23 protein-coding genes are annotated in these 23,556 nt (G+C 42.7%); 3 read left to right on the forward strand and 20 right to left on the reverse strand.

Going from position 1 to position 23,556, the window contains the following annotated elements:
- The first annotated feature begins 67 nt into the window (after positions 1–67).
- A complete protein-coding gene (locus EQM06_RS07195) occupies positions 68–3,415 on the forward strand; it encodes a transglycosylase domain-containing protein (protein WP_128745686.1) in 3,348 nt (1,115 codons plus the stop codon).
- A 96-nt stretch (positions 3,416–3,511) separates the two neighbouring features.
- On the opposite strand, the gene EQM06_RS07200 is transcribed toward EQM06_RS07195, so the two are convergent.
- The 6 genes from EQM06_RS07200 to spoVAC all read right to left on the reverse strand — a co-directional run bounded on the left by EQM06_RS07200 (position 3,512) and on the right by spoVAC (position 8,108).
- Entirely contained in the window at positions 3,512–4,459 is a 948-nt protein-coding gene (locus tag EQM06_RS07200; RefSeq protein WP_230974939.1) for a DUF4037 domain-containing protein, read from the reverse strand.
- The gene (locus EQM06_RS07205) at positions 4,456–5,319 is read right to left on the reverse strand and encodes a tetratricopeptide repeat protein (RefSeq protein WP_205666523.1); all 864 of its coding nucleotides are present in this window, start codon (positions 5,317–5,319) and stop codon (positions 4,456–4,458) included. Before EQM06_RS07205 ends, EQM06_RS07200 begins: the two co-directional genes overlap by 4 nt.
- 37 nt (positions 5,320–5,356) lie before the next feature.
- The gene (locus EQM06_RS07210; RefSeq protein ID WP_128745688.1) at positions 5,357–5,989 is read right to left on the reverse strand and encodes a DUF4125 family protein; all 633 of its coding nucleotides are present in this window, start codon (positions 5,987–5,989) and stop codon (positions 5,357–5,359) included.
- Between the two features lie 172 nt (positions 5,990–6,161).
- Complete coding sequence (spoVAE, locus tag EQM06_RS07215) at positions 6,162–6,515, reverse strand: stage V sporulation protein AE (protein ID WP_128745689.1); 354 nt, start codon at positions 6,513–6,515, stop codon at positions 6,162–6,164.
- Between the two features lies 1 nt (position 6,516).
- Positions 6,517–7,623, reverse strand: a complete 1,107-nt coding sequence (locus EQM06_RS07220) for a stage V sporulation protein AD (RefSeq protein ID WP_128745690.1) — start codon at positions 7,621–7,623, stop codon at positions 6,517–6,519.
- A gap of 14 nt (positions 7,624–7,637) precedes the next feature.
- Positions 7,638–8,108: a stage V sporulation protein AC gene (gene spoVAC / locus EQM06_RS07225; RefSeq protein WP_128745691.1), complete on the reverse strand. Its 471-nt coding sequence runs from the start codon at positions 8,106–8,108 to the stop codon at positions 7,638–7,640.
- A gap of 133 nt (positions 8,109–8,241) precedes the next feature.
- Between spoVAC and EQM06_RS07230 the strand changes: the two genes are divergently transcribed.
- Positions 8,242–8,835 carry a Maf family protein gene (locus EQM06_RS07230; RefSeq protein ID WP_128745692.1) on the forward strand — a complete coding sequence of 198 codons (594 nt, stop codon included), beginning with the start codon at positions 8,242–8,244 and terminating at the stop codon, positions 8,833–8,835.
- A 122-nt stretch (positions 8,836–8,957) separates the two neighbouring features.
- On the opposite strand, the gene EQM06_RS07235 is transcribed toward EQM06_RS07230, so the two are convergent.
- The 13 genes from EQM06_RS07235 to rny form a co-directional block, all read right to left on the reverse strand.
- Positions 8,958–9,158, reverse strand: coding sequence for an ATP-binding protein (locus EQM06_RS07235; RefSeq protein ID WP_164914390.1), 201 nt, complete (start codon positions 9,156–9,158; stop codon positions 8,958–8,960).
- A 66-nt stretch (positions 9,159–9,224) separates the two neighbouring features.
- Positions 9,225–10,016, reverse strand: a complete 792-nt coding sequence (locus tag EQM06_RS07240) for a hypothetical protein (protein WP_128745694.1) — start codon at positions 10,014–10,016, stop codon at positions 9,225–9,227.
- Complete coding sequence (locus tag EQM06_RS07245; RefSeq protein ID WP_128745695.1) at positions 9,994–10,581, reverse strand: RNA polymerase sigma factor; 588 nt, start codon at positions 10,579–10,581, stop codon at positions 9,994–9,996. The genes EQM06_RS07240 and EQM06_RS07245 overlap by 23 nt, the downstream gene beginning before the upstream one ends.
- A gap of 154 nt (positions 10,582–10,735) precedes the next feature.
- A complete protein-coding gene (locus EQM06_RS07250) occupies positions 10,736–12,016 on the reverse strand; it encodes an electron transfer flavoprotein subunit alpha/FixB family protein (protein ID WP_128745696.1) in 1,281 nt (426 codons plus the stop codon).
- 21 nt (positions 12,017–12,037) lie between these two features.
- Entirely contained in the window at positions 12,038–12,832 is a 795-nt protein-coding gene (locus tag EQM06_RS07255; RefSeq protein ID WP_128745697.1) for an electron transfer flavoprotein subunit beta/FixA family protein, read from the reverse strand.
- A 20-nt stretch (positions 12,833–12,852) separates the two neighbouring features.
- The gene (locus tag EQM06_RS07260) at positions 12,853–13,995 is read right to left on the reverse strand and encodes an acyl-CoA dehydrogenase (protein WP_128745698.1); all 1,143 of its coding nucleotides are present in this window, start codon (positions 13,993–13,995) and stop codon (positions 12,853–12,855) included.
- Positions 13,996–14,285: 290 nt separating this feature from the next.
- Positions 14,286–15,029 carry a sigma-70 family RNA polymerase sigma factor gene (locus EQM06_RS07265; RefSeq protein ID WP_230974940.1) on the reverse strand — a complete coding sequence of 248 codons (744 nt, stop codon included), beginning with the start codon at positions 15,027–15,029 and terminating at the stop codon, positions 14,286–14,288.
- Positions 15,019–15,456, reverse strand: coding sequence for an anti-sigma F factor (gene spoIIAB / locus EQM06_RS07270; RefSeq protein ID WP_128745700.1), 438 nt, complete (start codon positions 15,454–15,456; stop codon positions 15,019–15,021). Before spoIIAB ends, EQM06_RS07265 begins: the two co-directional genes overlap by 11 nt.
- A complete protein-coding gene (gene spoIIAA, locus EQM06_RS07275; protein WP_128745701.1) occupies positions 15,446–15,829 on the reverse strand; it encodes an anti-sigma F factor antagonist in 384 nt (127 codons plus the stop codon). The genes spoIIAB and spoIIAA overlap by 11 nt, the downstream gene beginning before the upstream one ends.
- Positions 15,830–15,939: 110 nt before the next feature.
- Positions 15,940–17,130 carry a tRNA uracil 4-sulfurtransferase ThiI gene (thiI, locus tag EQM06_RS07280; RefSeq protein ID WP_128745702.1) on the reverse strand — a complete coding sequence of 397 codons (1,191 nt, stop codon included), beginning with the start codon at positions 17,128–17,130 and terminating at the stop codon, positions 15,940–15,942.
- Positions 17,131–17,168: 38 nt separating this feature from the next.
- The gene (locus EQM06_RS07285) at positions 17,169–18,356 is read right to left on the reverse strand and encodes a cysteine desulfurase family protein (RefSeq protein WP_128745703.1); all 1,188 of its coding nucleotides are present in this window, start codon (positions 18,354–18,356) and stop codon (positions 17,169–17,171) included.
- A 54-nt stretch (positions 18,357–18,410) separates the two neighbouring features.
- On the reverse strand, positions 18,411–19,751 hold the full coding sequence (locus tag EQM06_RS07290) for an MATE family efflux transporter (RefSeq protein WP_205666524.1): 1,341 nt from the start codon (positions 19,749–19,751) through the stop codon (positions 18,411–18,413).
- Between the two features lie 81 nt (positions 19,752–19,832).
- Positions 19,833–21,377, reverse strand: a complete 1,545-nt coding sequence (rny, locus tag EQM06_RS07295; protein WP_128746823.1) for a ribonuclease Y — start codon at positions 21,375–21,377, stop codon at positions 19,833–19,835.
- A gap of 252 nt (positions 21,378–21,629) precedes the next feature.
- On the opposite strand from rny, the gene rodA reads away from it, so the two are divergent.
- Positions 21,630–22,736 carry a rod shape-determining protein RodA gene (gene rodA / locus EQM06_RS07300; RefSeq protein ID WP_128745705.1) on the forward strand — a complete coding sequence of 369 codons (1,107 nt, stop codon included), beginning with the start codon at positions 21,630–21,632 and terminating at the stop codon, positions 22,734–22,736.
- Between the two features lie 84 nt (positions 22,737–22,820).
- Here the strand turns inward: rodA and minD are convergent, their stop codons facing one another.
- Positions 22,821–23,555 carry a septum site-determining protein MinD gene (gene minD / locus EQM06_RS07305; protein WP_128745706.1) on the reverse strand — a complete coding sequence of 245 codons (735 nt, stop codon included), beginning with the start codon at positions 23,553–23,555 and terminating at the stop codon, positions 22,821–22,823.
- Between the last annotated feature and the right edge of the window lies 1 nt (position 23,556).

The following is a 23,556-nucleotide window of genomic DNA, read 5'->3' on the forward strand; positions in this document are numbered from 1 at the left end:
CTTTTGCCTTTTATTCCATCTATGCTATAATAAAATAGAGTTTTTGTATGGTGAGGCAGGTGATATTTTGTCAGACAAGTTCAAGGATACGAATGAAACAAATGAAGATAAATTACGAAAAATAGATGAATTCTTCAATCAATTTGAAGAAAAGACCAATGATAATTCTTCTTCAAACATTGAAGAATTTCTTTCAAAATTTAACGAAATAGAAAAGCAGGAACAAGAAAATAAAGCTGAAATGGAGATCAGACGGCAGACTCGTATGGACAGGCTCAATGAAAAGAAAACCAAAAAGAAAAAAGACTTTTCGTTCGGCCGCAAAGCCCCATCTGATTCTGCGAACGAGGAAAACATTATGGGAAAAACTACAGACAGTACAAAGAAGAAACACAAGCACAGGCTAAATCTAAAGAAGTTTTTTTTGTTTTTAGCCGGGCTATGTGTATTGGGTGGTATCGTTATGGGTATTTTAACCATCACCATTATTGCGGATGCACCTAAAATTAATCCGAACAACATTTATTCGCTTCTGAGTGAAAGTTCAACCTTATACGATGATGAAGGAAATGTGATCGATAATTTGACCTCATTTTCTGCTGAGGGAACCCGGACCAATGTAAAATACAGTGACCTACCGCAAAATCTGGTGGATGGCTTTGTGGCTCTGGAAGATAAAACGTTCTGGGATCACCACGGCTTTAATTTTGTGCGTATAATCGGTGCGATAAAGGACAGCTTTACTACCGGAAAAATAAGCGGAACCAGTACGATTACCCAGCAGCTCGCCCGAAACTTATACCTGTCGGAAACGAAATCAGACCGTACTCTGACGCGAAAAATTAAAGAGGCTTATTATACCGTATTATTGGAAAGACATTTGACCAAAGAAGAAATTTTAGAAGCATACCTCAACACCATCTACCTCGGTTACAATTCATACGGAGTTCAGGCGGCTTCTCAAGCCTATTTCGGAAAGGATGTCAATGACTTAGATCTGCTGGAATGTGCATCGCTGGCAGCTCTTCCGCAGGCACCGGACTCTTATGCACTGATTAAAAAGATTTATCCTGAAAACATTGCGAATCCCAACGATAAAAATATTCTGCTAAAAGGCGATGTTTTCTATTATGTATACAATAATATCTCTGAAAACCGAAGAGAGACCTGTCTGGAATTCATGAACAAGCAAGGCTTTATTTCAGATTCAGAGCTTTCCGATGCTTTGGCAGACAATCTGAAGGATCATTTGAAACCAAATCCAAGTTCGGGATCAGAGATATCCTCTTACTTTGCAGACTATGTGGTTCAGCAGGTGGTAAACGCACTGGTTGAAGAATCCGGCAAATCCGAAGAGGAAGCGAACCAGATGATTTATACAGGCGGATTGCAGATTTATACCACGATGAATTCCGATATGCAGCGAATCGCCGAGAATGAATTCTCAAAGAACAAGAATTTCCCCGGCGTGGCTCACCTAAAAAAGGATAAGAGCGGAAACATTGTCAGCGACTCAGGCAGTATCCTGCTGTACAACTATGCTAATTATTTTGAACCGGACGGCAGTTTCATTCTGAATTCCAACGAATATGAAAAGAATTCGGACGGTTCCCTTACAATCTTTAAAGGAAAAAGATTAAATATCAGCAAAGTGGAGTTTCAGGGAAAGACAGACTACAATCTGGATTATAAAAAAATGTATACGGTGGATGACGGCATATTCTACAGTATAGACGGCGGATTTGTCTCCATCCCCGCGAAGTACAAGACCAGAGATGCGGACGGCAATTTGATCTTATCCAGTGAACTCTTTACGGATATGCCAAAGGTGTTTAAGTCTACATCCAAAGGCTTAGTCATATCCAGCGACTACAACACTCTTGGACAGAAGGTCGTACAGCCTCAATCTGCCATGGTCATTTCCGACCCGTCAGACGGCTCCATCAAGGCCATGGTGGGCGGCAGAAATACCATCGGAAGACTTCTGTTCAACAGGGCGACCAGCACCAGACAGCCGGGCTCCTCTATTAAACCCATATCGGTTTATGGCCCTGCTTTGCAGGCTTCCGCAGATGCGGCCGCCAGCGGAACTACCATGAAATTCAGCGACAGCGTGGGTGTTTCAAAACTGTTTGGCGATTATTTTACGGCAGCCAGTGTGATCGACGACTCCCCTCTTACGATTCAGGGAAAACAATGGCCGAAGAACTGGTATTCCGGTTATAAAGGCTTATGTACCTTAAGAACATCGATTGAACAGTCCATCAATGTCAATGCGGTAAGAATACTCCAGCAATTAGGCATACCAAAGAGTGTGTCCTTCTTGAAGGAGGTTGGGGTTTCCACTATTATTGAATCGGGCAATGCCAATGACATGAATATAGCCGCACTTGCTTTGGGCGGTATGACAAAGGGAATTTCTCCTCTTGAAATGTCCGCTGCTTACAGCACCTTTGTCAATGACGGTAAATATTCCGAACCAATGGCCTTTACAAAGGTAACCAATAATAAGGGAGAGCTTCTGATAGAAAATTCTCCGCAGACAAAGCAGGTGATGGATCCGGGCGTAGCCTTTATTATGAGGGATCTGCTCCGAAGCGTCGTCACCCACGGAATCGGCTCGAAGGCTGCCATTTCCAATCAGCCGGTTGCCGGTAAGACCGGTACTACTACAGATAACTACGATGCCTGGTTTGTGGGATTTACCCCGCAGTATTCCGCCGCACTTTGGATCGGTAACGACGTCAATATCGAACTGAGCCAGGGCAGTACGGCCGCGGCAAGGCTCTGGAGCAATATTATGAGTCAGGTATGTGCGAAAATCCCAACTGCAACGTATCATGCCAAACCGAGCAATGTTATCAGCCTGACTATTGACACGAAAAGCGGAAAACTTCCTTCCTCTCTAAGCGCGCTGGATCCAAGAGGAACGCTGCGCACGGAGTATTTCATCAAAGGAACGGAACCAACGACTACAGATAACGTTCACACCTACGTGACCGTCTGCTCCGAAACAGGATATTTGGCAACACCATCCTGTCCTTCTACCAGAAAGGTAGTAGGCGTAAAGCGGCCTTATACAGTCAATCCGATTGTGGGTGATATTGGGTACGAAGTACCTCACGGCTATTGTAATATCCACAATCCGGATCCGAGCAGGTATCCGGTAGGTTCCGGCAGCAAATCAAACTTTACCGGCATTCCGTCTCAGGGCGATGACACGGAAACAAACGGTGAAATGCCGTCCAATAACAATACGGGCACCGGCAATTCAAACGGAACCGGAAACGGGACTACGTCTCCCAATAATAATAACTCTTCCGGAAACGGAAACAATAACGGGAATGGGAGCGGAAATGGCAATACGGATCAAAACGGAAACAGTACGGTGCCAGACTGGCTGATTCCGCATTAAAATGGGTTTCATTCAACCTTTCCTATATAGAAATTATGACATAAAAAAACCGGCTCTTACGAACCGGTTTTTTTATACTCTTTTGTAGCTGCATTTTTATTTGCAGTCATAGATAATGGGCAGATTTCTGATCTGAACATCCGAGATAGAATTCATCACCTCATAGCAGTGGTTTTGCAGGAAATTATCCGTACCTCTGACGATTTCCTGCCGATTTAATTCCTGCCTGATCTCAATGCATATATCCTCAATCAAATTTACTTTTTGAGCCGTATTTTCCGGAATGTCGGAAAGCAGTATCAGCCTCTCTAATCTTTCTTTTACGCTGCGTCCCAGGAGCGGCAGCTCGTTCATACCTCTGAACATCCATTTATAAAACGGCATGTATTTTCGGTTAAGCAGGTATACTGCTGAAGAAGCAGACTGTACAAATTCACCACAGGCCATATACGCGGCAGCAAACTCTCCCCGTTTCATGCAGCGCTCATAATTATACTGTCCGGCTTGTGACATCACAGCCATTCTGGCGACCAGCTTCTTTAAAAAAATATCCTTTGGATAAAATTTCAGTAATTCATTTCTGATTTCTGTAAATTCACCCAGGGGATCTTCGAATACCTTTCCATTGAGCGCCGTACATAAACTGCTTTCGGGAATCAGCATCCACTGCACGTTCGTTTTCGGGACACCCGGGCATCCGATATATTTTTTATAAAACTCGTTGAGATTGAATACACCGACCCTGCCCTGTCCTTCGAAGGTCTCCATGCGGTGCTTTCCTTCAAAGGTTTTAGGAAGGTTCTCATAAGCCTGATGCATCTGAGACCCGATCGCTCTATAAATTTCTTCCGGCAGCCAAATGCAGAACCCCGGTCCGAAATCGTGATCCTCTGAAATCTCATCGTCAAAGCCAAGGCACTCCGACCCCTCTCCTACCAATCCGACCGCCGCATATTTTTCATATTCGGGGAACTGATTATGTATCATACTTCTTCCGTAGGCTTCATAGTATGCTTTTGACAATTCCAATCCTGTCATCCTCATATTTTACTGATCCTTTCTTCCACTTTATCCGCCATAGCATTGCACTCGTCTCTTTTAGACGGGATCTCCGCCTTATCATATACCTGTGCCAAATTTCTGCAAATGGACGCATAGGATATGTTTTCTCCATAATGTTCTCTGACCAGATCCAAAGCCTGCTCAAAATATTGAATGGATAACGTGTAATTACCCGTATGGTAATACAATTCCCCCAAAGCGCTTAGGGTCGCGGCATAGTGTGGGTTCAGCCTGCCCTCCTGATTTTTAAAGATCTTCTCTGCTGTAAAGAGATTGCGTTCCGCCTCGTGATACCTTTTCTGCTTCAAGTAAATACAAGCGAGAGAGGTACAGCTGGTAGCCATCTCTATGGGAAAATCCGGCAGTGTCTCAATAATCCTTAAGGACTTCTCTGCGTTGAATTCTGCCTGAGTCAGTTCATTTAATTCATCGTATACATGGCTTATATTATTATATAAAGCAGCCAGCCTGTAATCATTACTCAACCCGCATTTTTCAAAAATTTCAGCAGCTTGCTCATAGAGCTTTAAAGCTTCTCTGTTACTTTTTGAGGCGGCATATACACTGGCCAGATTTAGCAACGTGGTTCCGTACTGCTCCGTATTTTCCAGGTTTAGCAGCTTAACAGCCTGAGCGGCTATCGAATAGGCATTTTTGGCTTCCTCAAATCGGCTCGTTACCCGATAGATTCCTCCCAGTTCATTGGCAATCGCCAAAAGTGCCGGGACATTACCTTCTTCCTGAGCCTTCTGCATCCATTCCAGAACAAAATCCTCCGCTTCTTTGATGTTACCCTTTTTAAAAATCAAATCCAATTCTTTAAAAAATACATTTAAATCCATATCTTCATCCAATCTATTTATCAACCGAGTGTTTACCTTATAATTTGTTTTCTGCATCCTCTATGGAACGATAACCGTACATTTTTACCATGGTGTCCCGCACCATCAGAGCCAGATTCTTTCCTGCCGCTCTATTTTCCCGTACATAATCCAAATAAAGCTTCAAGGTGTTTTTTGAATAGGTCTTTAATTCCCCTTTGGCATAGGTTTCCACTGAGGTAAACCCGGATGCATCTCCTCCGGCTTCAATGGGCCTTCCTGCACGGGCCAGTTTTGGATATTGATCCGCCAGCTCCTTTTCACAGTCCACCATATACCACGAAATTTCCTCCACCATGTTCATAGCCTCTAAATCCAGTACCGGCATATGGGATTCCAGCTCCCGTTTGTAATATAGGGGATCCGTAAATTCCATCATGAACGCATACTTTTCCATAACCAGATTTCTGCCATGGCTGATGGCTTCTTCCGTATCGTTTGCATAGCTTTTTATCATGAAATCGTTCCATGCGCTATACTGGCTGAACCGCATAATATGAAAGGTGTTCCAATCATCCTGACAGCCAGCTCTTCCGCCTATGTTATGAACCTTCTGAAACATGTCCCATTCCTTCTGTATAATGTCTTCAACCGCTTTTAATCTTTCTTCCTCATCTTTAAATCCAAACATTTTATTCCCTCAATTCAAAATCTTTTTACTTAGTTATATCTTACCACCATATGTTAATTTTGTAACTACAATAATTTTAAGGGCGTTATATTTTAATAAAATCAGTATCATAAAAAACTATGAATCAACGACTCATAGTTTTTTATCAAAGGCAGAAAAGGCAAAAGTATCGTTACCGGATTGACTTCGGATTAAACAGAACGGCTATGATATATCCGAACACAATGGCAACAGTAACCCCGGCCGCCGTATCCTTTACCGCTCCCGTTACAGCCGCAAGAAATCCGTCCTTTGCCCCCTCCATTGCTCCCTTAGCCAAAGCATAACCGAATCCCGGCAGCGGCACCGTCGCACCGTTACCCGCTAAATCGACCAAAGGCTGATATAAATTCAATGCTTGAAGTACCGCTCCTGAAACAACAAAAATAACTAATACTCGTGGAGCGGTCAGCTTCGTCGTATCCAGCAACACCTGACCGATCACACATATAATTCCGCCTATTAAAAAGCAATAAAAATAATCCATACTACTCTCCCTCCTTGCAGGTTTCAATGCATACAGCATGAGCAATTCCCGGTATGGACTCCCCTTGCCCCGGGCTGATAGTAGAAAGCAATGCGCCTGTAGAAATTAAAAGCACTCGGTTCAGTTCTCCTTTTTTCATTCTCTTGTACACATATCCGGTAAACACACTTGCCGAACAGCCGCATCCGCTTCCGCCCGCATGGGTATCCTGCTCCTTTTCGTAAATCATGGCACCGCAGTCATCGTAGCAATTCACCAGATCCTTTGCCGGTATTCCGGCATCCGAAAGTAAATCCACAGCAATTTGTTTTCCGATATGCCCCAAATCCCCGCTTAAAATCATATCATAATCGGAAAGCTGTCTTTTGGTATCCTCCAAATGATTCAGCACGGTATCCACAAAGGCAGGTGCCATAGCCGCCCCCATTTGATTGGAATCCTTCATTCCCGTATCAATGATTTTGCCCAAGGTGCCATGGGTGATGCAGATTTTCTTTTCCGTAACCGGACCACTGTTTCTGTTATCTATAATCAGCGGTTTTTGCTCCTCTATTTGCTGTTCATCGGCGGAAAGAAGAATAGATCCGGCTGCGGTTGCTGTCCACTGGGCGGAAGGAGGTCTTTGATTTCCATGCTCAAGAGGCATTCTGAACTGTCGCTCTGCGGTGCAATAGTGGCTGGAAGCTCCGGCGATAATATTGCTTGCATACCCTCCGTCAATTAGAACGCTTCCCATTAACAGACTTTCTGCCATGGTAGAGCAGGCTCCATAAAGGCCGATAAAAGGAATCTGCATGTCACGCGCCATAAAAGCGGAGGACATTAATTGATTTAACAGGTCTCCGGTCAAGATGGCGTCGATTTCCTTCGGATTTTTCCCTCCTCTGTTTATGGCCATTTTTACGGCTTCTTTCAACATCTTACTTTCGGATTTTTCCCACGTTTTTTCTCCAAAGGTATCCTCTTCTAAAACCATGTCGAACCATTTTCCAAGAGGGCCTTGACCTTCTTTTACCCCTACTATGGAACCTCCGCTTGCAATAACAGGCTTGTTTAAAAAGGCTAAAGTCTGTTTCCCCAATTTATTCTTCGCTTTATTACATGTCATTCCTTTATATCTCCTTAAAAAAATCTATAGACTGCCCAATAAATCATTCCAATGATAGTTGCCGCACTGATGCCGCATACCAGTACAGGTCCTGCCAAGCTGAAAAGCTTGGAGCCTACGCCCAATACCAGACCTTCCTTTTTATATTCAATCGCCGGTGCCACCATGGAGTTTGCAAATCCGGTAATCGGCACGATCACGCCCGCTCCGGCAAATTTAGCGATGGTATCAAAAATGCCTATTCCGGTTAAAAGCTGCGCTGTACAGATCAGTATAATCGTCACGAAGCTTCCTGCCGCCTGCTTATCCATACCACTTCCCTCAAAAGAATTATTTATAAGAAGGGCAACAACACAAATCGCTCCCCCTGAAAAAAAAGCTTTTACACAATTTGCAAAATATTTTGGTTTCGGTGTAAATTGATCCGCATACTTTTCATATGCTTTTGCTGTGGCCTTTTTTTTCTGCTGATCCTTGTTTTCCATCTGTTTTTCCTCCACATTCTCACTGTTCTGTTATAGTATTTCCCGGATTTTTTAATTTACACATAAACGAAACTTTCAGCTTTTGTGGTATAATGATTCCAAAGATTGGAGTCGATAAAGGAGAACTTGAAAAATGAACAAAAATCACATAATTTTGGCATCTTCCTCCCCACGGCGTATTGATATCATGCATCAGCATGGCATTCATCCGGTGATTATACCTGCTAACGTGGATGAAAGCATTCCGGAAGGAGCGGATATGGAGGATGCGGTGATGTATCTCGCCTTAAAAAAAGCGCTGTTTGTAGAAGAAAAAATTCGAACGGAAGAAAAGGAACAAGATAAAAATTCAGTAATTATCGCAGCGGATACGGTGGTATATAAAGACCGAATCATTGGCAAACCAAAAGACAGACAGGATGCTTTTGAAATTCTGTGGAGTTTAAAAGGAAAAATGCATGAGGTAGCCACTGGTGTATGTATTTTACAAGCCGGAACGACCATCCGGCACTGTTTTTGTGAAATTACAAAGGTTTTTTTCAAAGATTTTACAGAAGAAGAATTAAACGCGTATTTAGATACGCCGGAACCCTATGATAAAGCGGGAGCTTATGCCATTCAGGGAGCCTTCGCCCAATACGTGGATCATATTGAAGGAGACTTGAACAATGTGATCGGTTTCCCTTGGGATCGGATACAGCTTGAGTTTGACCGTATTCTAGGATAAAGCTTTCCAAAAGCTTTTGATCTCGCCGTGCAGGCACAGAGAACATAAAAACCCCCTTTACTGCTATTGTCCAGTAAAGGGGGTACCTATCAGCTTAGCCGAGGGGTCACTTTTTCTTTCAATTATCTTGGTTCATAGGAAATGGCTTCGGCCGGACAGACTTCCACGCATACTCTGCATCCGGTACATTTTTCACCATCCACAATATAGTATTCTTTTCCTCTGGATATGGCTCCGAATTTACAATTTCGTTTGCATCCGCCGCAGCCTATACATTTTGTTCCGTCTATATTTGCAACATATCTTCCACCTGTCTCGTTCATACCCATCTTTTCCTTTCCGTATGTATTATGTTATATTATATACCCTGCGGATGGAAAAACAATCTATTATTTATGAACAATTTCAGCAGCCATCTTAACGAGTATGGTTTCATCTACCATACCATCGGAGCTGAGAAGTCGGTAGCACATGCCATCTTCACTCCATGCAAGCTGCTGCATGGGATTGATCTCCACTTTATCCGAACCATATGTTGTGAAGATGTATTTCCCGCTGGCTTCGTCAGCCTTATCCTGCTCCGTCATAGTATAATCGGCCGGAACAAATTTATACATATCACTATAATATGTTCCTTCTACTGCTGAAGTAATCTTTACGGCTTTCCCAGCTTCCTTTCCTTCCTCGGATTCCGGCAATATACCATTTTCTACATAAAGGCTTATACTTGAATCTTCATTTTTATAATACAGACTTACGCTCTTCACTGTCTTTACTTTACTTCCGTCTTCACCGTTTGCCGTAACTTCTCCGATTCCGCCCTTTTCAAACACATATCCGCCTGGCAGTTCACTTACATACTTTGGAACAAATCCGGCTTTATTTTTTACCTGATTCTCAGTCGGAAAGGTTGTAAAGGTACTGTTCGTGCCGTGTCCGGTATAGCTGGTAATCTTTACTGCCGCAAAACAAGTGGCTGTCGTCAACACTAATATCAGACATGCGATCAACATTCCTCTGGTTCTTTTAGTTGCTTTGATATTCATATTATTTACCCCCATTTTTCTACTTTTTATCTTTCTGCTAATCTGCAGAAACATATCCTCTGAAGAAGCAATTTTATCCGTCTCTGCATATAGCGCTATTCTCAGCCTATCCTCAAACTTTTCCAATGACTTCATGATGTTTTCCCTCCATTTTATAGATTTCGTTAAACTCGATGCTCTTTTTTAGATTTTTTCTGGCTGTATGGAGTCTTGATTTTACTGTTCCTTCAAAACACCCCATGATTTTGGCAATTTCAGATACGGAAAAATTATTATAGTAATAGAGAAGTACGGTGGTCTTTTGCTTTATATCCAGCTGCTTTACCGCTTCCATCAACTGTCTGGATTCTTCCTTATCCATAATCTCTCCTTCTACTAAATTGGTATGTTCTGTTTTCCCAAACTCAAATATATTTTCGACCGGTACAGCTGTTTTTTCTTTCGCAGACATTTTCCATGCAAGCCTTGTCAACGTTCTGAAAAACCAGGTTTTAAAGCTTTCGGGATCCCTCAATGTCATAATTTTAAAATAGCATTGTATAAAAGCCTCTTGTGCAATATCATCTGCCAATGACCTGTTGTTTGTAATTAAGTAGGCCGTTCTTACTGCTCTATCTTTGTACAGATTAAATAATTCCTCAAAAGAAGACGTATCCCCTTTTTGCAGTCTTGTAACAAGCTCTGCACTATTGTCTACCATTCTGATCTCCTTTCCGTGTACACATATATAAGAGGCTTTTCATTTAGAATCGGTTCATAAAAAGTAATAAAAAAATGGAAATAACGAAGCAAAAAAACTGCCCTGTAAACAGAGCAGTTTTGAGTCATTATTTTATTTTGGTTTTTAACTGTTTTTATTTGGTTGATGCATCGTAAAGAGCTTCTGCATTATCCCACTCAGCAATGATTTCAGGAATGACCTTATACAGGTCTCCGCAAATTGCATAGTCAGCAATTTCCATCATAGGAGCGTCTGGATCTTTGTTGATAGCAACAATGATGTCTGAAGTCTGCATACCAGCTAAATGCTGAATTGCTCCGGAAATACCGCAAGCGAAGTAAATCTTAGGCTTTACAGTAGTACCAGTCTGTCCAACCTGGTGAGAATGATCAATCCATCCAGCATCAACAGCTGCTCTGGAAGAACCGACAACACCGCCGACCTTATCGGCGAACTTCTTGATCAGTTCAAAACCGGAAGCGTCTCCTAATCCTCTTCCGCCGGAACAGATGATATCAGCATCTGTCAAGGATACCATTTCTTTGGCTGATTTAACAACTTCTAAGATCTGAACATGGATATCATCCTTAGAAATCTCAGGCTTGAATACAATTAAAGTACCCTTTGCTCCTTCAACCTTATCTCTCTTCTGCATTACGCCAGGTCTTACAGTGGACATCTGAGGTCTGGTTCTTGGGCAGATGATAGTAGCCATTAAGTTACCGCCGAAAGCAGGACGAGTCTGCTTGATTCCTGTGGAAGGATCCGTAGGATCCAATGTGGATGTATCTAATGTCGTATTCTTCTTCGCATATTCGATGTAGCTTGATACTTTAACATCCAGTCTGGTACAGTCCGCTGTAAGACCGGTGTTGCATCTGGCCGCAATTCTTGGAGCTAAGTCTCTTCCGATGTGAGTAGCACCGTAAAGAACGATTTCCGGCTTGTATACCTGAATAGCGTCAGTGATAGCCTTTGCATAAGCATCTGTTGTATACTGCTTCAAAAGCGGATCTTCGATCAGAATTACTTCATCTGCACCATATGCATAGCATTCTTCAGTTAGGTGTGCAACACCGTCGCCAACAACAACTGCGCATACTTTCGTATCGTCGCTGATTTCTTTAGCAAGTCTGTAACCTTCTCCGATCAATTCAAGAGCAACGTTCATTAACTTTCCGTCTCTCTGTTCAGCAAATACCCAGATATTTTTATAAGCGCTTAAGTCAACAACTTCATCTCCGCCTGTATTTTCAATAGCATCGAACGGGCATTTTGATATACAAACTTTACATGCCGTACACTTTTCATTGATTACAGCTAATTTTCCATCCATATCGATTGCATCGAACGGACATGCTTTGATACAAAGTTTACAGCCTTTACATTTATCTTTAATTACTTGAATAGCCATTGTTTAATTCCTCCTCCTTTTCTAGATTACATGCTTACCTTTTAGATTAACTAAAAGCTTCTTTGCAACATCATTTACTGTATCACCTTCAATGGTAATACCCTTACCCTTTGGAGCAGGAGTAAATGAACGGAATACGTTTGTAGGAGAAGCTTCCAGACCAACCGTAGTTAAATCTACTTCTATATCCCTTGCGTTCCAAACCTTTATTTCCTTTTCACCGAAGATGCCCTTCATTGACATGTATCTAGGATTGTTTAATTCCTTAATCGTTGTAAGCATGCAAGGAGTCTGAAGCTTAATCATTTCATAACCATCTTCTAACTGTCTCTTAACAGTGATGTCCTTCATGTTCTTGTCCATTTTAAATTCTTCTACGTAAGTTACCTGAGGAATTCCCAGTTTTTCAGCAAGCTGAGGTCCAACCTGAGCAGTATCTCCGTCGATAGCCTGACGTCCTGCGAACATAAGGTCGAAAGGACCGACCTTTTTCACAGCAGCTTCAAGCGTATTGGAAGTTGCCCAAGTATCGGAACCGCCAACAGCTCTGTCGGAAACTAAAATACCTTCGTCAGCTCCTTTAGCTAAACATTCAAATAAAAGATCTTTAGCCTGCGGAGGTCCCATAGTGATAACTGTAATATGTGTGTCAGGATACTGATCCTTGATCTTTAAAGCCTCTTCTAAAGCGTTAGCATCGTCGTGATTCAAAATGCTAGGCACGCCGTCTCTGATAAGAGTTCCTGTCTTAGGGTTAATCTTAATAACGTTTGTATCAGGAACCTGTTTTGCGCATACGATAATCTTAAATGCCATTTCTATTTCCTCCCTCTTCCTTATTTACCAAATACTGATGCTGCGATTACGATCTTCTGAACTTCTGATGTTCCTTCGTAGATTTCAGTGATCTTAGCGTCTCTCATCATTCTTTCAACCGGGTAATCCTTCGTGTAACCATAACCGCCGTGTAACTGAACAGCCTTTGTTGTTACGTACATAGCCGTTTCCGCAGCAAATAATTTAGCCATAGCCGATTTAGGGCCATAAGCAAGATGTTTGTCCTTCATGTCTGCTGCCTGGTAAATCAGAAGTCTGGAAGCTTCAATACGAGTCTTCATGTCCGCAATTTCGAACTGAAGAGCTTCCATCTGAGATAATTTCTTACCGAACTGTTTTCTAGCTTTCATATATTCAACTGTTACATCGAATGCTCCCTGTGCAATACCTAAAGCCTGAGAAGCAATACCGATACGGCCTCCGTCCAGAGTAGACATGGCTACTTTAAAGCCTTCGCCAACATTGCCCAGCATTCTGTCAGCAGGGATTCTGCAATTCTGGAAGATAAGCTCTGTAGTGGAAGATGCACAGATACCCATCTTGTCTTCTGTCTTACCAATGGAGAAGCCTTCATCACTTTTCTCTACGATAAATGCAGAAATGCCTCTTGTTCCTTTTGATTTATCTGTCATAGCCATTATTACAAATGTTTCAGCATAACCGCCGTTTGTAATAAATACCTTAGCTCCATTCAAGATATAGTCGTCACCGTCTTTTACGGCTCTTGTCTGCTGACCGGCAGCATCTGTACCTGCATTTGGTTCAGTCAGACCGAATGCGCCTAATTTCTTTCCGGATAACAGGTCTGGTAAATACTTTTTCTTCTGCTCTTCTGTGCCCCATGCAAAGATAGGCCAGCAGCATAATGAAGTATGAGCAGAGCAGATAACGCCTGTTGATGCGCATACTCTTGATAATTCTTCTACTGTAATAGCGTATGAGATGTGATCTCCGCCAGCTCCGCCGTATTCAGTAGGGAACGGAATGCCAAGCAGACCGTAATTTGCCATTTTCTCAGCAGTTTCAACCGGGAATCTATGCTCCTGATCAATTTCAGCAGCTAACGGTTCAACTTCATTAACAGCAAACTCTCTTACCATTTTTCTTACAAATTCTTGTTCTTTCGTTAGTTGAAAGTTCATGTGTAAATGCCTCCTTAAATTATAATAATGGCGCACTTTAATATGAAAAAGTGACCTTTCTTTCGCTTATGTATTTGTGTTTCAACCTTTAATTTTCATAAGCTAATGTTAGTTAAATATATAACAGCATATACTATATATTTAACACCACTTCTTCTATATTTGCAAGCACTTTTTAGTACATTTCACGGCATTTATAGAAAATCATTTGTTTTCCGGTAATAATCGAAAAGTTCTGATAACTTAAAAGAAAAAACAGAGTAAAAAATCTTTACCCTGCCTTATATCCTTTACTTTTCACAAACCATCCGAATGTTTTCCAATACCCGCTTTTCTATGCGGGATACCTGCACTTGAGATATTCCCAATAAGTTGGCAATTTGCTGCTGCGTCATATCCCTGAAATATCGAAGTACAATGATTTTTCGTTCCTTGTCCTCCAGCTTTCCTATGATATTTTTTAAACAAATGACGTCTATCATCGTTTCCTCTGCGGACTCAAAAGGATTATTTCCTTCTGAACTATACTGTCTGGTACTTTCCGGGTCATCGATGCTTTGAAGATTGCACAGGGCGTCGTCCGCTTCCATGATCTCTAAGACCCGCTCCACGGGCAGATCCATTTCTGCCGCCAGCTCACTTAATTTGGGAGAGCTTCCGCTTCTGTAATAAAGCTCTTCTCTGGCCTGTTTCAGCCTTTTAATATCCATTTTCATCTGCCTGCTGATTTTGATTCTTCCATCATCTCTTATGTATCTTTTGATTTCGCCCAAAATCATCGGCACCGCATACGTAGAAAACATGACGCCATAGCTGGGATCAAAACGTTCAATGGATTTGAGCAATCCCATATATCCGATCTGAATCAGATCCTCCAGCTCATAGCCTGTACCGACATACTTTAAAGCCAGGCTTTTTACCAGGCCGGTATTTTGAGAGACCAGAAGTTCCCTCGCCTCTTCATCTCCCAATTTAGCCTTTTCTATCAAGGCATATGTATCTTCTTTTTTTATTGCAGTATAATTATAACTCATACCCTGCATCCAACCTCTTGATCATCAAGACCCTTGTTCCTTCTCCAAGCTTTGATGTCACTTCCACATGATCGGTAAAGCTTTCCATCACAGTGAACCCCATCCCCGCACGCTCCTCAGAGCTTCCGGTAGTAAACAGCGGTTCTCTGGCCTTTTCTATATTCTCAATTCCTACGCCGTTGTCTGCCACCGATATGACGAGTTTTCTGTTTTCATCGTAGCTGCATTCCACCGTAACGATTCCCGTGGGCTGGTTTTTATATCCGTGTATGATAGCATTGCTGACTGCCTCTGATACACTGGTCTTTATTTCTGCAATCTCCTCGATCGTGGGATCCAGCTCTGAGAAGAAGCCCGCTACCGCAGTCCTTGCAAAACTTTCATTTACAGACAGGCTCAAAAACTCTACTTTTATCTTATTTATCATTGCCTGACACCTCCCTCTGTTCTTCCATTGCTTGAAACTTTTCCAGCGCTTCATTTAAGCTTTCACAATATCTTATAATAGTAAAGATTCCTGCCATTTCTAATATTAATTTCACATATTTAGAGCATCCGATTATCAAGATTTCTCCGCCCTTTTCTTTTACCTTATTGTATCTTCCCATGACCACTCCTATACCGGAGCTGTCCATGAATTCCACCTTTGAAAAATCCAGAATAAGATTTTTACTTTTAAACGCCTCTATGGTTCTGTCTATTTCCTCTCTGGCCTGTGTTGCCTGGTGATGATCCAGATCGCCCACAATATTTACTATTAGAACATCATCTTTCATTTGAAAATCCAAATATGTCTGCATTACAAAACCCCCTCATACTCTTGCAAGCATTTCCAACAATTTCATTATAGTACTTGTGGAAGGGCTTGTCCTTAAGAGAATAAGGGGGTTTCATTCTATTTTTGTCGAAATCAATCCTGAGGAAAGATGCGGACAGTTTCTTTTGAGGCTATAGCTTTCTCAATCAGTGCTTCCGCATCCAGACGGCTCTCTGATTCCAATATCTTTTCAAGCTTAGGCTTTGTTGTGGGGTGCTTTGGCAGGAATACGGTGCAGCAATCCTCGTACGGCTGGATAGAGGTTTCAAAGGTGCCGATTTCCTGCGCCTTATCCATAATGTCTACTTTATCCATAGCAATCAGGGGTCTCATGACTGGCAGCTTCACAGAAGCGTCTGTCACGACCAGAGCTTCTGCGGTCTGGCTTGCCACCTGCCCTAAATTTTCACCGGTTATGAGCATCATGCAGCCGGTTTCCTCTGCCACGCGTTCCGCAATCCGCATCATAAAACGCCGTACTAAAATTGTGGTCTCTTCCTCCGGGCAATGCTGTACGATTTCCTCCTGAATCGGCAAGAGGTTGATCACATGCATTTTAAATCTTCCGCAGTAGGTCGCTACAATGCTTGCCAGCTGTTCTACCTTTTCCTGGGCTCTCTCACTGGTATACGGATAAGAGTGGAAATGAACCGCTTCGATCAGCATCCCCCTCTTGGCCATCATCCAGGCCGCTACCGGCGAATCGATTCCGCCCGACAGCAGAACCAAGCCTTTTCCGTTTGTCCCCAACGGCAGTCCGCCAAACCCGGATATCTTCTGTTCGTAGATATAAGACTTCTCTCTTCTGACATCTACAAATAATAAGCAATCCGGATGATGCACATCTACTTTCAGCACTTTACAGCCAATCAGGATTTTCGCGCCCACAATTCTTCCCACCTCTGGCGAGGTGATCGGAAAGGTCTTGTCTGCCCGCTTTGCCTCTACTTTAAACGTGTGGATTTCCTTTTCCTGCATCAGTTCGAGCATGACCTGCACGGCCGCTTCATTGATTTTATCCATGTCAGTTTCTACTTCCACGGCAGGGCTGATCGAAGCCACGCCAAAAACCTTGGAAATTTGCTTGATGATGTCTTCCTTTGGAATAAGCTTATCTGCTCTAACGAAGATTAGTCCTTCATGCCTCTTTACTTCCACCCCTTCGTACCGCTTTAGCATTTTCTTGATTCGTTCTACAAGCATTCTTTCAAAATAAGGCTTGTTCATTCCTTTCAGAGCTACTTCACCGCATCTTACAATAAATATATTTCTATCATCCGTCATATAATGATCCCTTTCTATGCAACTAATTTTTGCTTGAGCTATCTGAAACTGCCCAGCTTTCTGAATTTGGTAACGGCCTGTTTTAGATGCTCTAACACATAGTCCATTTCTTCGGTGGTATTAAATTCACTGAAGCTGAACCGAATGGCTCCTTCAATTTCTTTGTCTTTCAGACCCATGGCCTTTAGTACATGGCTCTGGCCCTTTTTATTGGAGGAGCATGCCGACCCGGTGGAAACATAAATATCCGCCTGTTCCAGCGTATGAAGCAGCACCTCTCCCCGAGTGCCTAAAAAGGATATGTTCAACACAGACGGGCAGCACAGTCCCTGCTCCCAGATCGGGCTGTCCTTTTCCGCACTGTTAATCTTGATATCCTTTATTTCTGTTTGGATGCCTTCCAGCAGATAGTCTCTTGCGGCAGACATCTTTCTTACCCGGTTTTCCAAATTTCTGCCGGCTGTCTGAGCTGCCTGACCAAACCCGGCTATAGCCGGTACATTTTCCGTTCCGGATCTCATATGCTTTTCCTGTCCCCCGCCGATTAAGTAAGGTTCTATGGTCAGTCCTTTCCGGATATATAATGCCCCGATTCCTTTCGGTCCGTGTATTTTATGCCCGCTGACGGAAATCATATCGATACCGCTTGATTGAACCGGCAATTTTCCGAATGCCTGCACGGCATCTGTGTGAAACAAGACCTCCGTACCATGCTTTTTATTATATTCGTTTTTAATCTGAACCATTTCATGAATCGGCTCCATGGTGCCGACTTCATTGTTAACCCCCATAGCCGAAATCAGAATTGTATCTTCTGTTATGGATTGTCGGAATGACTCCATATCTACAGTGCCCTTCTCATCAACCCCGATATATTCTATGGTAAAGCCTAAGTTCTCCAGCCTCCCGGCCGCTTCTAAAATGGCGGGATGTTCAATCGCCGTCGTGATGATCTTTTTTCCGCGTCTCTTCCTTGCAGATGCGGCTCCAAGCAGGGCGGTGTTATCCGATTCGGTCCCCCCCGACGTGAAGATAATCTCCTCCTCACGGGCATTTAGAGCCTCTGCCACATTTTTTCTTGCAGCCCTCACAGCCTTTTCGGCCGTTAAACCGAGTTTGTGCAGGGAAGAAGGATTTCCAAAATCCTCTCTCATATATTCTATCATTTTATCGGTTACAGCGTCGTACTGCTTGGTGGTTGCGCTGTTATCCAAATATACAAACATGTTCTATAATCCTCTCAAAAATCTAAAATTTTGCATTCGTATCAGTATATCACATCAGGTTACTATGTTCATCCACTTTTTACTGTAATATCTCTTATAACAAAGGATCGTTTTTGTTATATCGCTTATGGAAACCAAAACGACCACACAGTAAATCGGCAGGTGCAGAACCAGTACACTGAAAAATGCAATGGAAAGCTGGATTACCACATTACAGGATAAATCCACCGCCAAGCTGTAAAGTGTGTCGCCCCCGGCCCTTAAAATACCGCATATCAAAACATAAGCAAGCATTTTAGGCGTCGTAGTAAAGGCCCAGGCAATCAGAACCAATACGAGCATATGGGTGGTCTCGCCGTTAAATTGATACACGGCTGCTATCGGTCTGCTGATAAGAATCAACAGCACGGTTACAAAAAGGTTCATTCCCCAGGTTATTTTCATGGCCATACCGCCGTACTGAAAAGCGGCTTCCGTTTCTTTCCGTCCAAGGGACTCACCGATAATAACTGCGGTGGCATTGCCCAGTCCAAAATAAACGGCTTGAGATAAATCTGCCACCACTTCCGCTATCTGTATGACCGCCAAAGCCGAAGCCCCCAGCATACCATAGGCCACAAAGGTCAACGAGGTCACAGTTGCCCAGCCGCCCTCTGTAAAGACAACGGGTACTGCTGTTTTCATGACATTTTTAAACAGAACGCTGTCAAAGGAAAAGAACTCTTTAAAGGTTCCATGAAACGGATGCTGTTTATTAACAAAAATATAGATCACAAAACAGGTCAGTTCTATGGTCCTTGCTATGACCGTAGCTAAAGCGGAGCCTCTTACCCCCATAGCCGGCATTCCCCATTTCCCGTAAATCAGACAGTAATTTAGAACAGTATTTATGATAATCGCACTTCCGTTGATAATGGTCGCTGCTTTTAGCCGTTGAACCGCCCTGGAATTATACACGATTGCAAAGGTAATACTGGTCAAAATATAGGAGAAGCAAACGGTTCTGAGGAATTGCGCTCCCAGTGCTATGACTTCCTCATCTCTCGAGAAGATCCATATCAGCTTAGGTGCCATCAGCATGGCCAGAACAAAAGCAAGAGAAGACAGCGTAATGCCTGCCGCCAGATCTATTCCGATGATCTTTTTTATTCCAGCCTCATTTTTTGCTCCAAAATATTGTGCCACATACACTGCCGCACCACTGTATAACCCAAAGCAGACCATACTAAAAATAAAAAAGAGTTGGGTCGCAGAGCCCACCGCTGCCAACTCCTTTTCGCCCAGCCTGCCGATCATTAAAATATCCACTAAGTTCAATCCGATACTGATTACATTCTGAATGACAACGGGTACTGCAATCACCCACATTTTTTTATAAAAAAAGTTCTTATCCACTCCATCACCTTATCATTATCATTTTATTGATGTCAAAAGACCCCGCAGGAAATCTGCAGGGTCTTAAGTCGTAATCAATCATTATTTTGCGTAATCAATGGCTCTGGTCTCTCGGACAACATTGACTTTGATCTGTCCGGGATATTCCAGTTCACTTTCAATCTTCTTTGATATTTCTCGTGCTAAGAATACGATTTCTTCATCCTTAATCTCATCTGGTTTCGCTACAATTCTGATTTCACGTCCTGCCTGTATTGCATAAGCCTTATCCACTCCAGGAGTCGTTGTAGCAATTTCTTCAAGCTTCTGAAGTCTCTTGATATAAGATTCAAGAGTCTCTCTCCTTGCTCCGGGTCTCGCTGCTGAAAGGGCATCTGCCGCTGCAATCAGTACAGCTTCCAGACTTTTTGCTTCATAGTCTCCGTGGTGAGCTGCCATGCCGTTTACAACCGCTTCTGATTCCTTATACTTTCTCAAGACATCAATACCGATGTCAACGTGGGTGCCTTCCACTTCATGGTCGAGAGCTTTGCCGATATCGTGCAGCAAACCGGCTCTCTTTGCAAGCTTAGGATCCAGCCCCAGTTCACTTGCCATCAATCCGGCTAAATGCGCCACCTCAATGGAGTGATTTAAAACATTCTGACCGTAAGAGGTCCTATATTTTAATCTGCCCAACAGTTTGATAAGCTCCGGATGGAAATTGTGAATGCCGACTTCAAAGCATGCCTGTTCTCCCGCTTCCTTTATGGTCGCATTGACTTCTTTTTCAGCCTTCTCCACCATTTCTTCAATCCTTGCCGGATGTATTCTTCCATCTACAATTAATTTTTCTAATGCAATTCTTGCAATTTCTCGCTTAACCGGGTCAAAACCTGACAAAATAACTGCTTCTGGTGTATCATCAATAATTAGATCAATTCCGGTCAAGGTTTCAATAGCCCGGATATTTCTTCCCTCTCTGCCGATGATTCTTCCCTTCATTTCATCGTTTGGCAGAGCAACTACGGAAACCGTACTTTCGGCCACATGGTCGGCAGCACATCTTTGAATGGCTCCGGTAATGATTTCTTTTGCTTTCTTGTCCGCTTCTTCTTTGGCTTTTGACTCGATGTCCTTAATCATCACGGATGCTTCGACCCGAATGTCTTTTTCCACATTGGCAAGCAATATCTGCTTGGCATCATCTGCAGTATATCCGGAAATTCTTTCAAGCTCCTGCATCTGTTTTTCAATAAATCCATCCAGCTCTTGCTGTTTGTCTACTAAGGATTGTTCTTTTTTGGTAATACCTTCTTCTTTTCTCTCCAGATTATCAATCTTCTTATCCAGAGTTTCTTCCTTTTGGATCAGTCTTTTTTCTGATCTCTGGATTTCTGCTCTTCGTTCCCGAACCTCACGTTCGATCTCATTTCTCATTTTGTGAGCTTCTTCTTTGGCTTCTATAGTGATTTCCTTCTTAATGGTCTCCGATTTGTTCTCGGCATCAAGAATCAGATTTCTTGCTTTCTGTTCAGCACTTCCTATGGCTTTCTCTCCAACAGTTTTTCTGACTATATATCCAACCAATAACCCAAGGGCTAAGGCAATAAACCCAACTAATACATAAATCAGTATGTCTGTAATATAAAACACCTCCTTTTATCCTATGTCTTTTCATACACAACTTCAACTTGTCCCCATTTTTGTAAATTTACACAATATTAGGGTAAAAACACAATCCGAATAAATAACTCGGATTTTACAAAAAATTATGCTGCGGCAATGCCAACAGCGAAATAAATCTTTGCATTACTATTAATTAATTATTGATATAATTACACAATACTATTATAATGTTTAAAGTGGCTCAATGTCAAGATTAATGAAAGGCAAACTATGAAGTATTTTTGGAATTTATTTAAGAATATAGATAAAATTTTAGTGTTTTTACCCTTGTGTTTTGCGGCGATCAGCATCATGATGATCAGCAGTACCGCATCGCAGGGGCATTTTGTGTTCGACAAGTATGTGACCATGCAGCTGGTAGCCTACTTTTTAGGATTTATCGCTGTAGGGTTTATCCTCCTTATCGACTATAAGATTTTTGAGAATTGGGAAAAACCTCTATATATCGTATCCGTGCTGCTTCTGCTCACCGTATATATTCCCGGACTGGGCGTGGAGCAATACGGTTCCCGGGCGTGGATCAATCTTGGAATTATGTATTTCCAGCCGTCTGAAATTGTCAAAATTACCTTCGTGATTCTTTTGGCGCTGTATTTCTGCCGCAATCACGACACGTTATGGAGCTATAAGGGAGTCATTATGTCGGCGCTTTATGCCTCCCCGTTTATCCTGATCGTTTTAAAAGAAGATTTGGGCGGCGCCATCGTACTCTGTTTTATTTGGCTTGCCATGGTCTTTTATGCGGGAATCGACTACAGGATACTGGGAAAGTTCGCCGTTATATTTACCCTTTGTCTTCCCCTCGTATACCGTTTTATGGCGTCTCATCAAAAGGAAAGAATTGATGCTTTTCTTCATCCTTCCAATCTGGAACTGGGAGGAAATTATCAAGTATGGCAGTCCAAGGTCGCCATTGGTTCAGGCGGTTTTTTCGGCAAGGGATTATTTCAGGGAACTCAAAAGGAGCTGAAATTTTTACCCGTACAAAAATCTGATTTTATTTTTTCCGTAATTGTTGAGGAGCTGGGTATGATCGGAGGTGCTGTTATTATCGGTCTGTATACGCTGTTTTTATACAGGATTGCAAAGATTGCCTATAATGCCAAAGATCACTTGGGAGCGCTCATCGCGGTAGGTTTTATCGGGATGTTTGGTTTTCAGATCTTTGAGAACATAGCCATGACCATGGGGCTCATGCCGGTTACCGGCATCACGCTTCCGTTTATCAGCTACGGCGGTTCCTCGGTGCTGGCAAATATGATTGCTCTGGGCCTGATTCTGAATGTAGGGATCCGAAGTAAAATTATTAACTTTTAAATAATGTGCTAATGTGCAAAAAAATACAGGCGGTTCTTTACCTCCTGTATTTTTTTATTCTGCATTTTTACCTTTTTATTTTTATTATTCACACTGTTCGGAACCGATGATCCTTTCCACAATGTGTTTAAAGTTTTCTTCTATGTAAGTTCCTTTTTTCAATACGACCGGTATACCATTATTGGCGGCAATGTGGATATTATCGTCATACTGGATGATCCCAGCCATCGGCGGCTTTAATATGTCGTTGATTTCACTGATATTCGGCACGACCCCCAGCGTCATTAAATCTGCTTTTACCTTGTTTACAACATACATTCTTTCCCGTATTCCAAGCTCGTGCAGCACCCGGTCAAGCGTGTCCGCATCTCGCACCGCTACATGCTCCGGCGTGGTAATGATGAGCCCCATATCCGCACCGGCAGCGGCCAGCTTCAGACCATCCCCGATACCGGCAGGAGCATCCACCAAGATATAGTCAAACCGTTCTTTCAGCTTCTCACAGAGTATTTTCATATGTAAAGGGGTCAAATCCCCCTTGTCCTTATGATGAGCTGCCGAAATTAAATAGAGTTCTTCAAACCGCCGATCCCGTATAAGAGCCTGTTTAATTCGGCATAATCCTGTCAAGGCATCTGCTATATCATAGACAACTTTATTTTCAAGGCCCAGACACAAGTCCAGATTGCGCAGTCCCATGTCCATATCAATGAGCACGACTTTATATCCCTTTTGCGCTAATGCGGCACCGGCGTTGGTAGTAAAAACAGTTTTTCCTACACCGCCCTTTCCTGATGCTATCAAAATAACTTTGCCCATG

The organism is Aminipila luticellarii (assembly GCF_004103735.1).
Classification (GTDB): domain Bacteria; phylum Bacillota; class Clostridia; order Peptostreptococcales; family Anaerovoracaceae; genus Aminipila; species Aminipila luticellarii.

Excerpts from the sequence above, each read along its gene's own strand:
- EQM06_RS07245 (WP_128745695.1), bottom strand. The coding sequence starts at position 10,581 with ATGGTAGACAATAGTGCAGAGCTTGTTACAAGACTGCAAAAAGGGGAT.
- minD (WP_128745706.1), bottom strand. The coding sequence starts at position 23,555 with ATGGGCAAAGTTATTTTGATAGCATCAGGAAAGGGCGGTGTAGGAAAA.
- thiI (WP_128745702.1), bottom strand. The coding sequence starts at position 17,130 with ATGACGGATGATAGAAATATATTTATTGTAAGATGCGGTGAAGTAGCT.
- EQM06_RS07240 (WP_128745694.1), bottom strand. The coding sequence starts at position 10,016 with ATGAAGTCATTGGAAAAGTTTGAGGATAGGCTGAGAATAGCGCTATAT.
- EQM06_RS07210 (WP_128745688.1), bottom strand. The coding sequence starts at position 5,989 with ATGTTTGGATTTAAAGATGAGGAAGAAAGATTAAAAGCGGTTGAAGAC.
- EQM06_RS07285 (WP_128745703.1), bottom strand. The coding sequence starts at position 18,356 with ATGTTTGTATATTTGGATAACAGCGCAACCACCAAGCAGTACGACGCT.
- EQM06_RS07260 (WP_128745698.1), bottom strand. The coding sequence starts at position 13,995 with ATGAACTTTCAACTAACGAAAGAACAAGAATTTGTAAGAAAAATGGTA.
- spoVAE (WP_128745689.1), bottom strand. The coding sequence starts at position 6,515 with ATGGATTATTTTTATTGCTTTTTAATAGGCGGAATTATATGTGTGATC.
- spoIIAB (WP_128745700.1), bottom strand. The coding sequence starts at position 15,456 with ATGATAAATAAGATAAAAGTAGAGTTTTTGAGCCTGTCTGTAAATGAA.
- EQM06_RS07250 (WP_128745696.1), bottom strand. The coding sequence starts at position 12,016 with ATGGCTATTCAAGTAATTAAAGATAAATGTAAAGGCTGTAAACTTTGT.
- EQM06_RS07200 (WP_230974939.1), bottom strand. The coding sequence starts at position 4,459 with ATGAGGATGACAGGATTGGAATTGTCAAAAGCATACTATGAAGCCTAC.
- EQM06_RS07265 (WP_230974940.1), bottom strand. The coding sequence starts at position 15,029 with ATGAGTTATAATTATACTGCAATAAAAAAAGAAGATACATATGCCTTG.
- EQM06_RS07220 (WP_128745690.1), bottom strand. The coding sequence starts at position 7,623 with ATGACATGTAATAAAGCGAAGAATAAATTGGGGAAACAGACTTTAGCC.
- spoVAC (WP_128745691.1), bottom strand. The coding sequence starts at position 8,108 with ATGGAAAACAAGGATCAGCAGAAAAAAAAGGCCACAGCAAAAGCATAT.
- rodA (WP_128745705.1), top strand. The coding sequence starts at position 21,630 with ATGAAGTATTTTTGGAATTTATTTAAGAATATAGATAAAATTTTAGTG.
- EQM06_RS07235 (WP_164914390.1), bottom strand. The coding sequence starts at position 9,158 with ATGAACGAGACAGGTGGAAGATATGTTGCAAATATAGACGGAACAAAA.
- EQM06_RS07255 (WP_128745697.1), bottom strand. The coding sequence starts at position 12,832 with ATGGCATTTAAGATTATCGTATGCGCAAAACAGGTTCCTGATACAAAC.
- EQM06_RS07230 (WP_128745692.1), top strand. The coding sequence starts at position 8,242 with ATGAACAAAAATCACATAATTTTGGCATCTTCCTCCCCACGGCGTATT.
- spoIIAA (WP_128745701.1), bottom strand. The coding sequence starts at position 15,829 with ATGCAGACATATTTGGATTTTCAAATGAAAGATGATGTTCTAATAGTA.
- EQM06_RS07205 (WP_205666523.1), bottom strand. The coding sequence starts at position 5,319 with ATGGATTTAAATGTATTTTTTAAAGAATTGGATTTGATTTTTAAAAAG.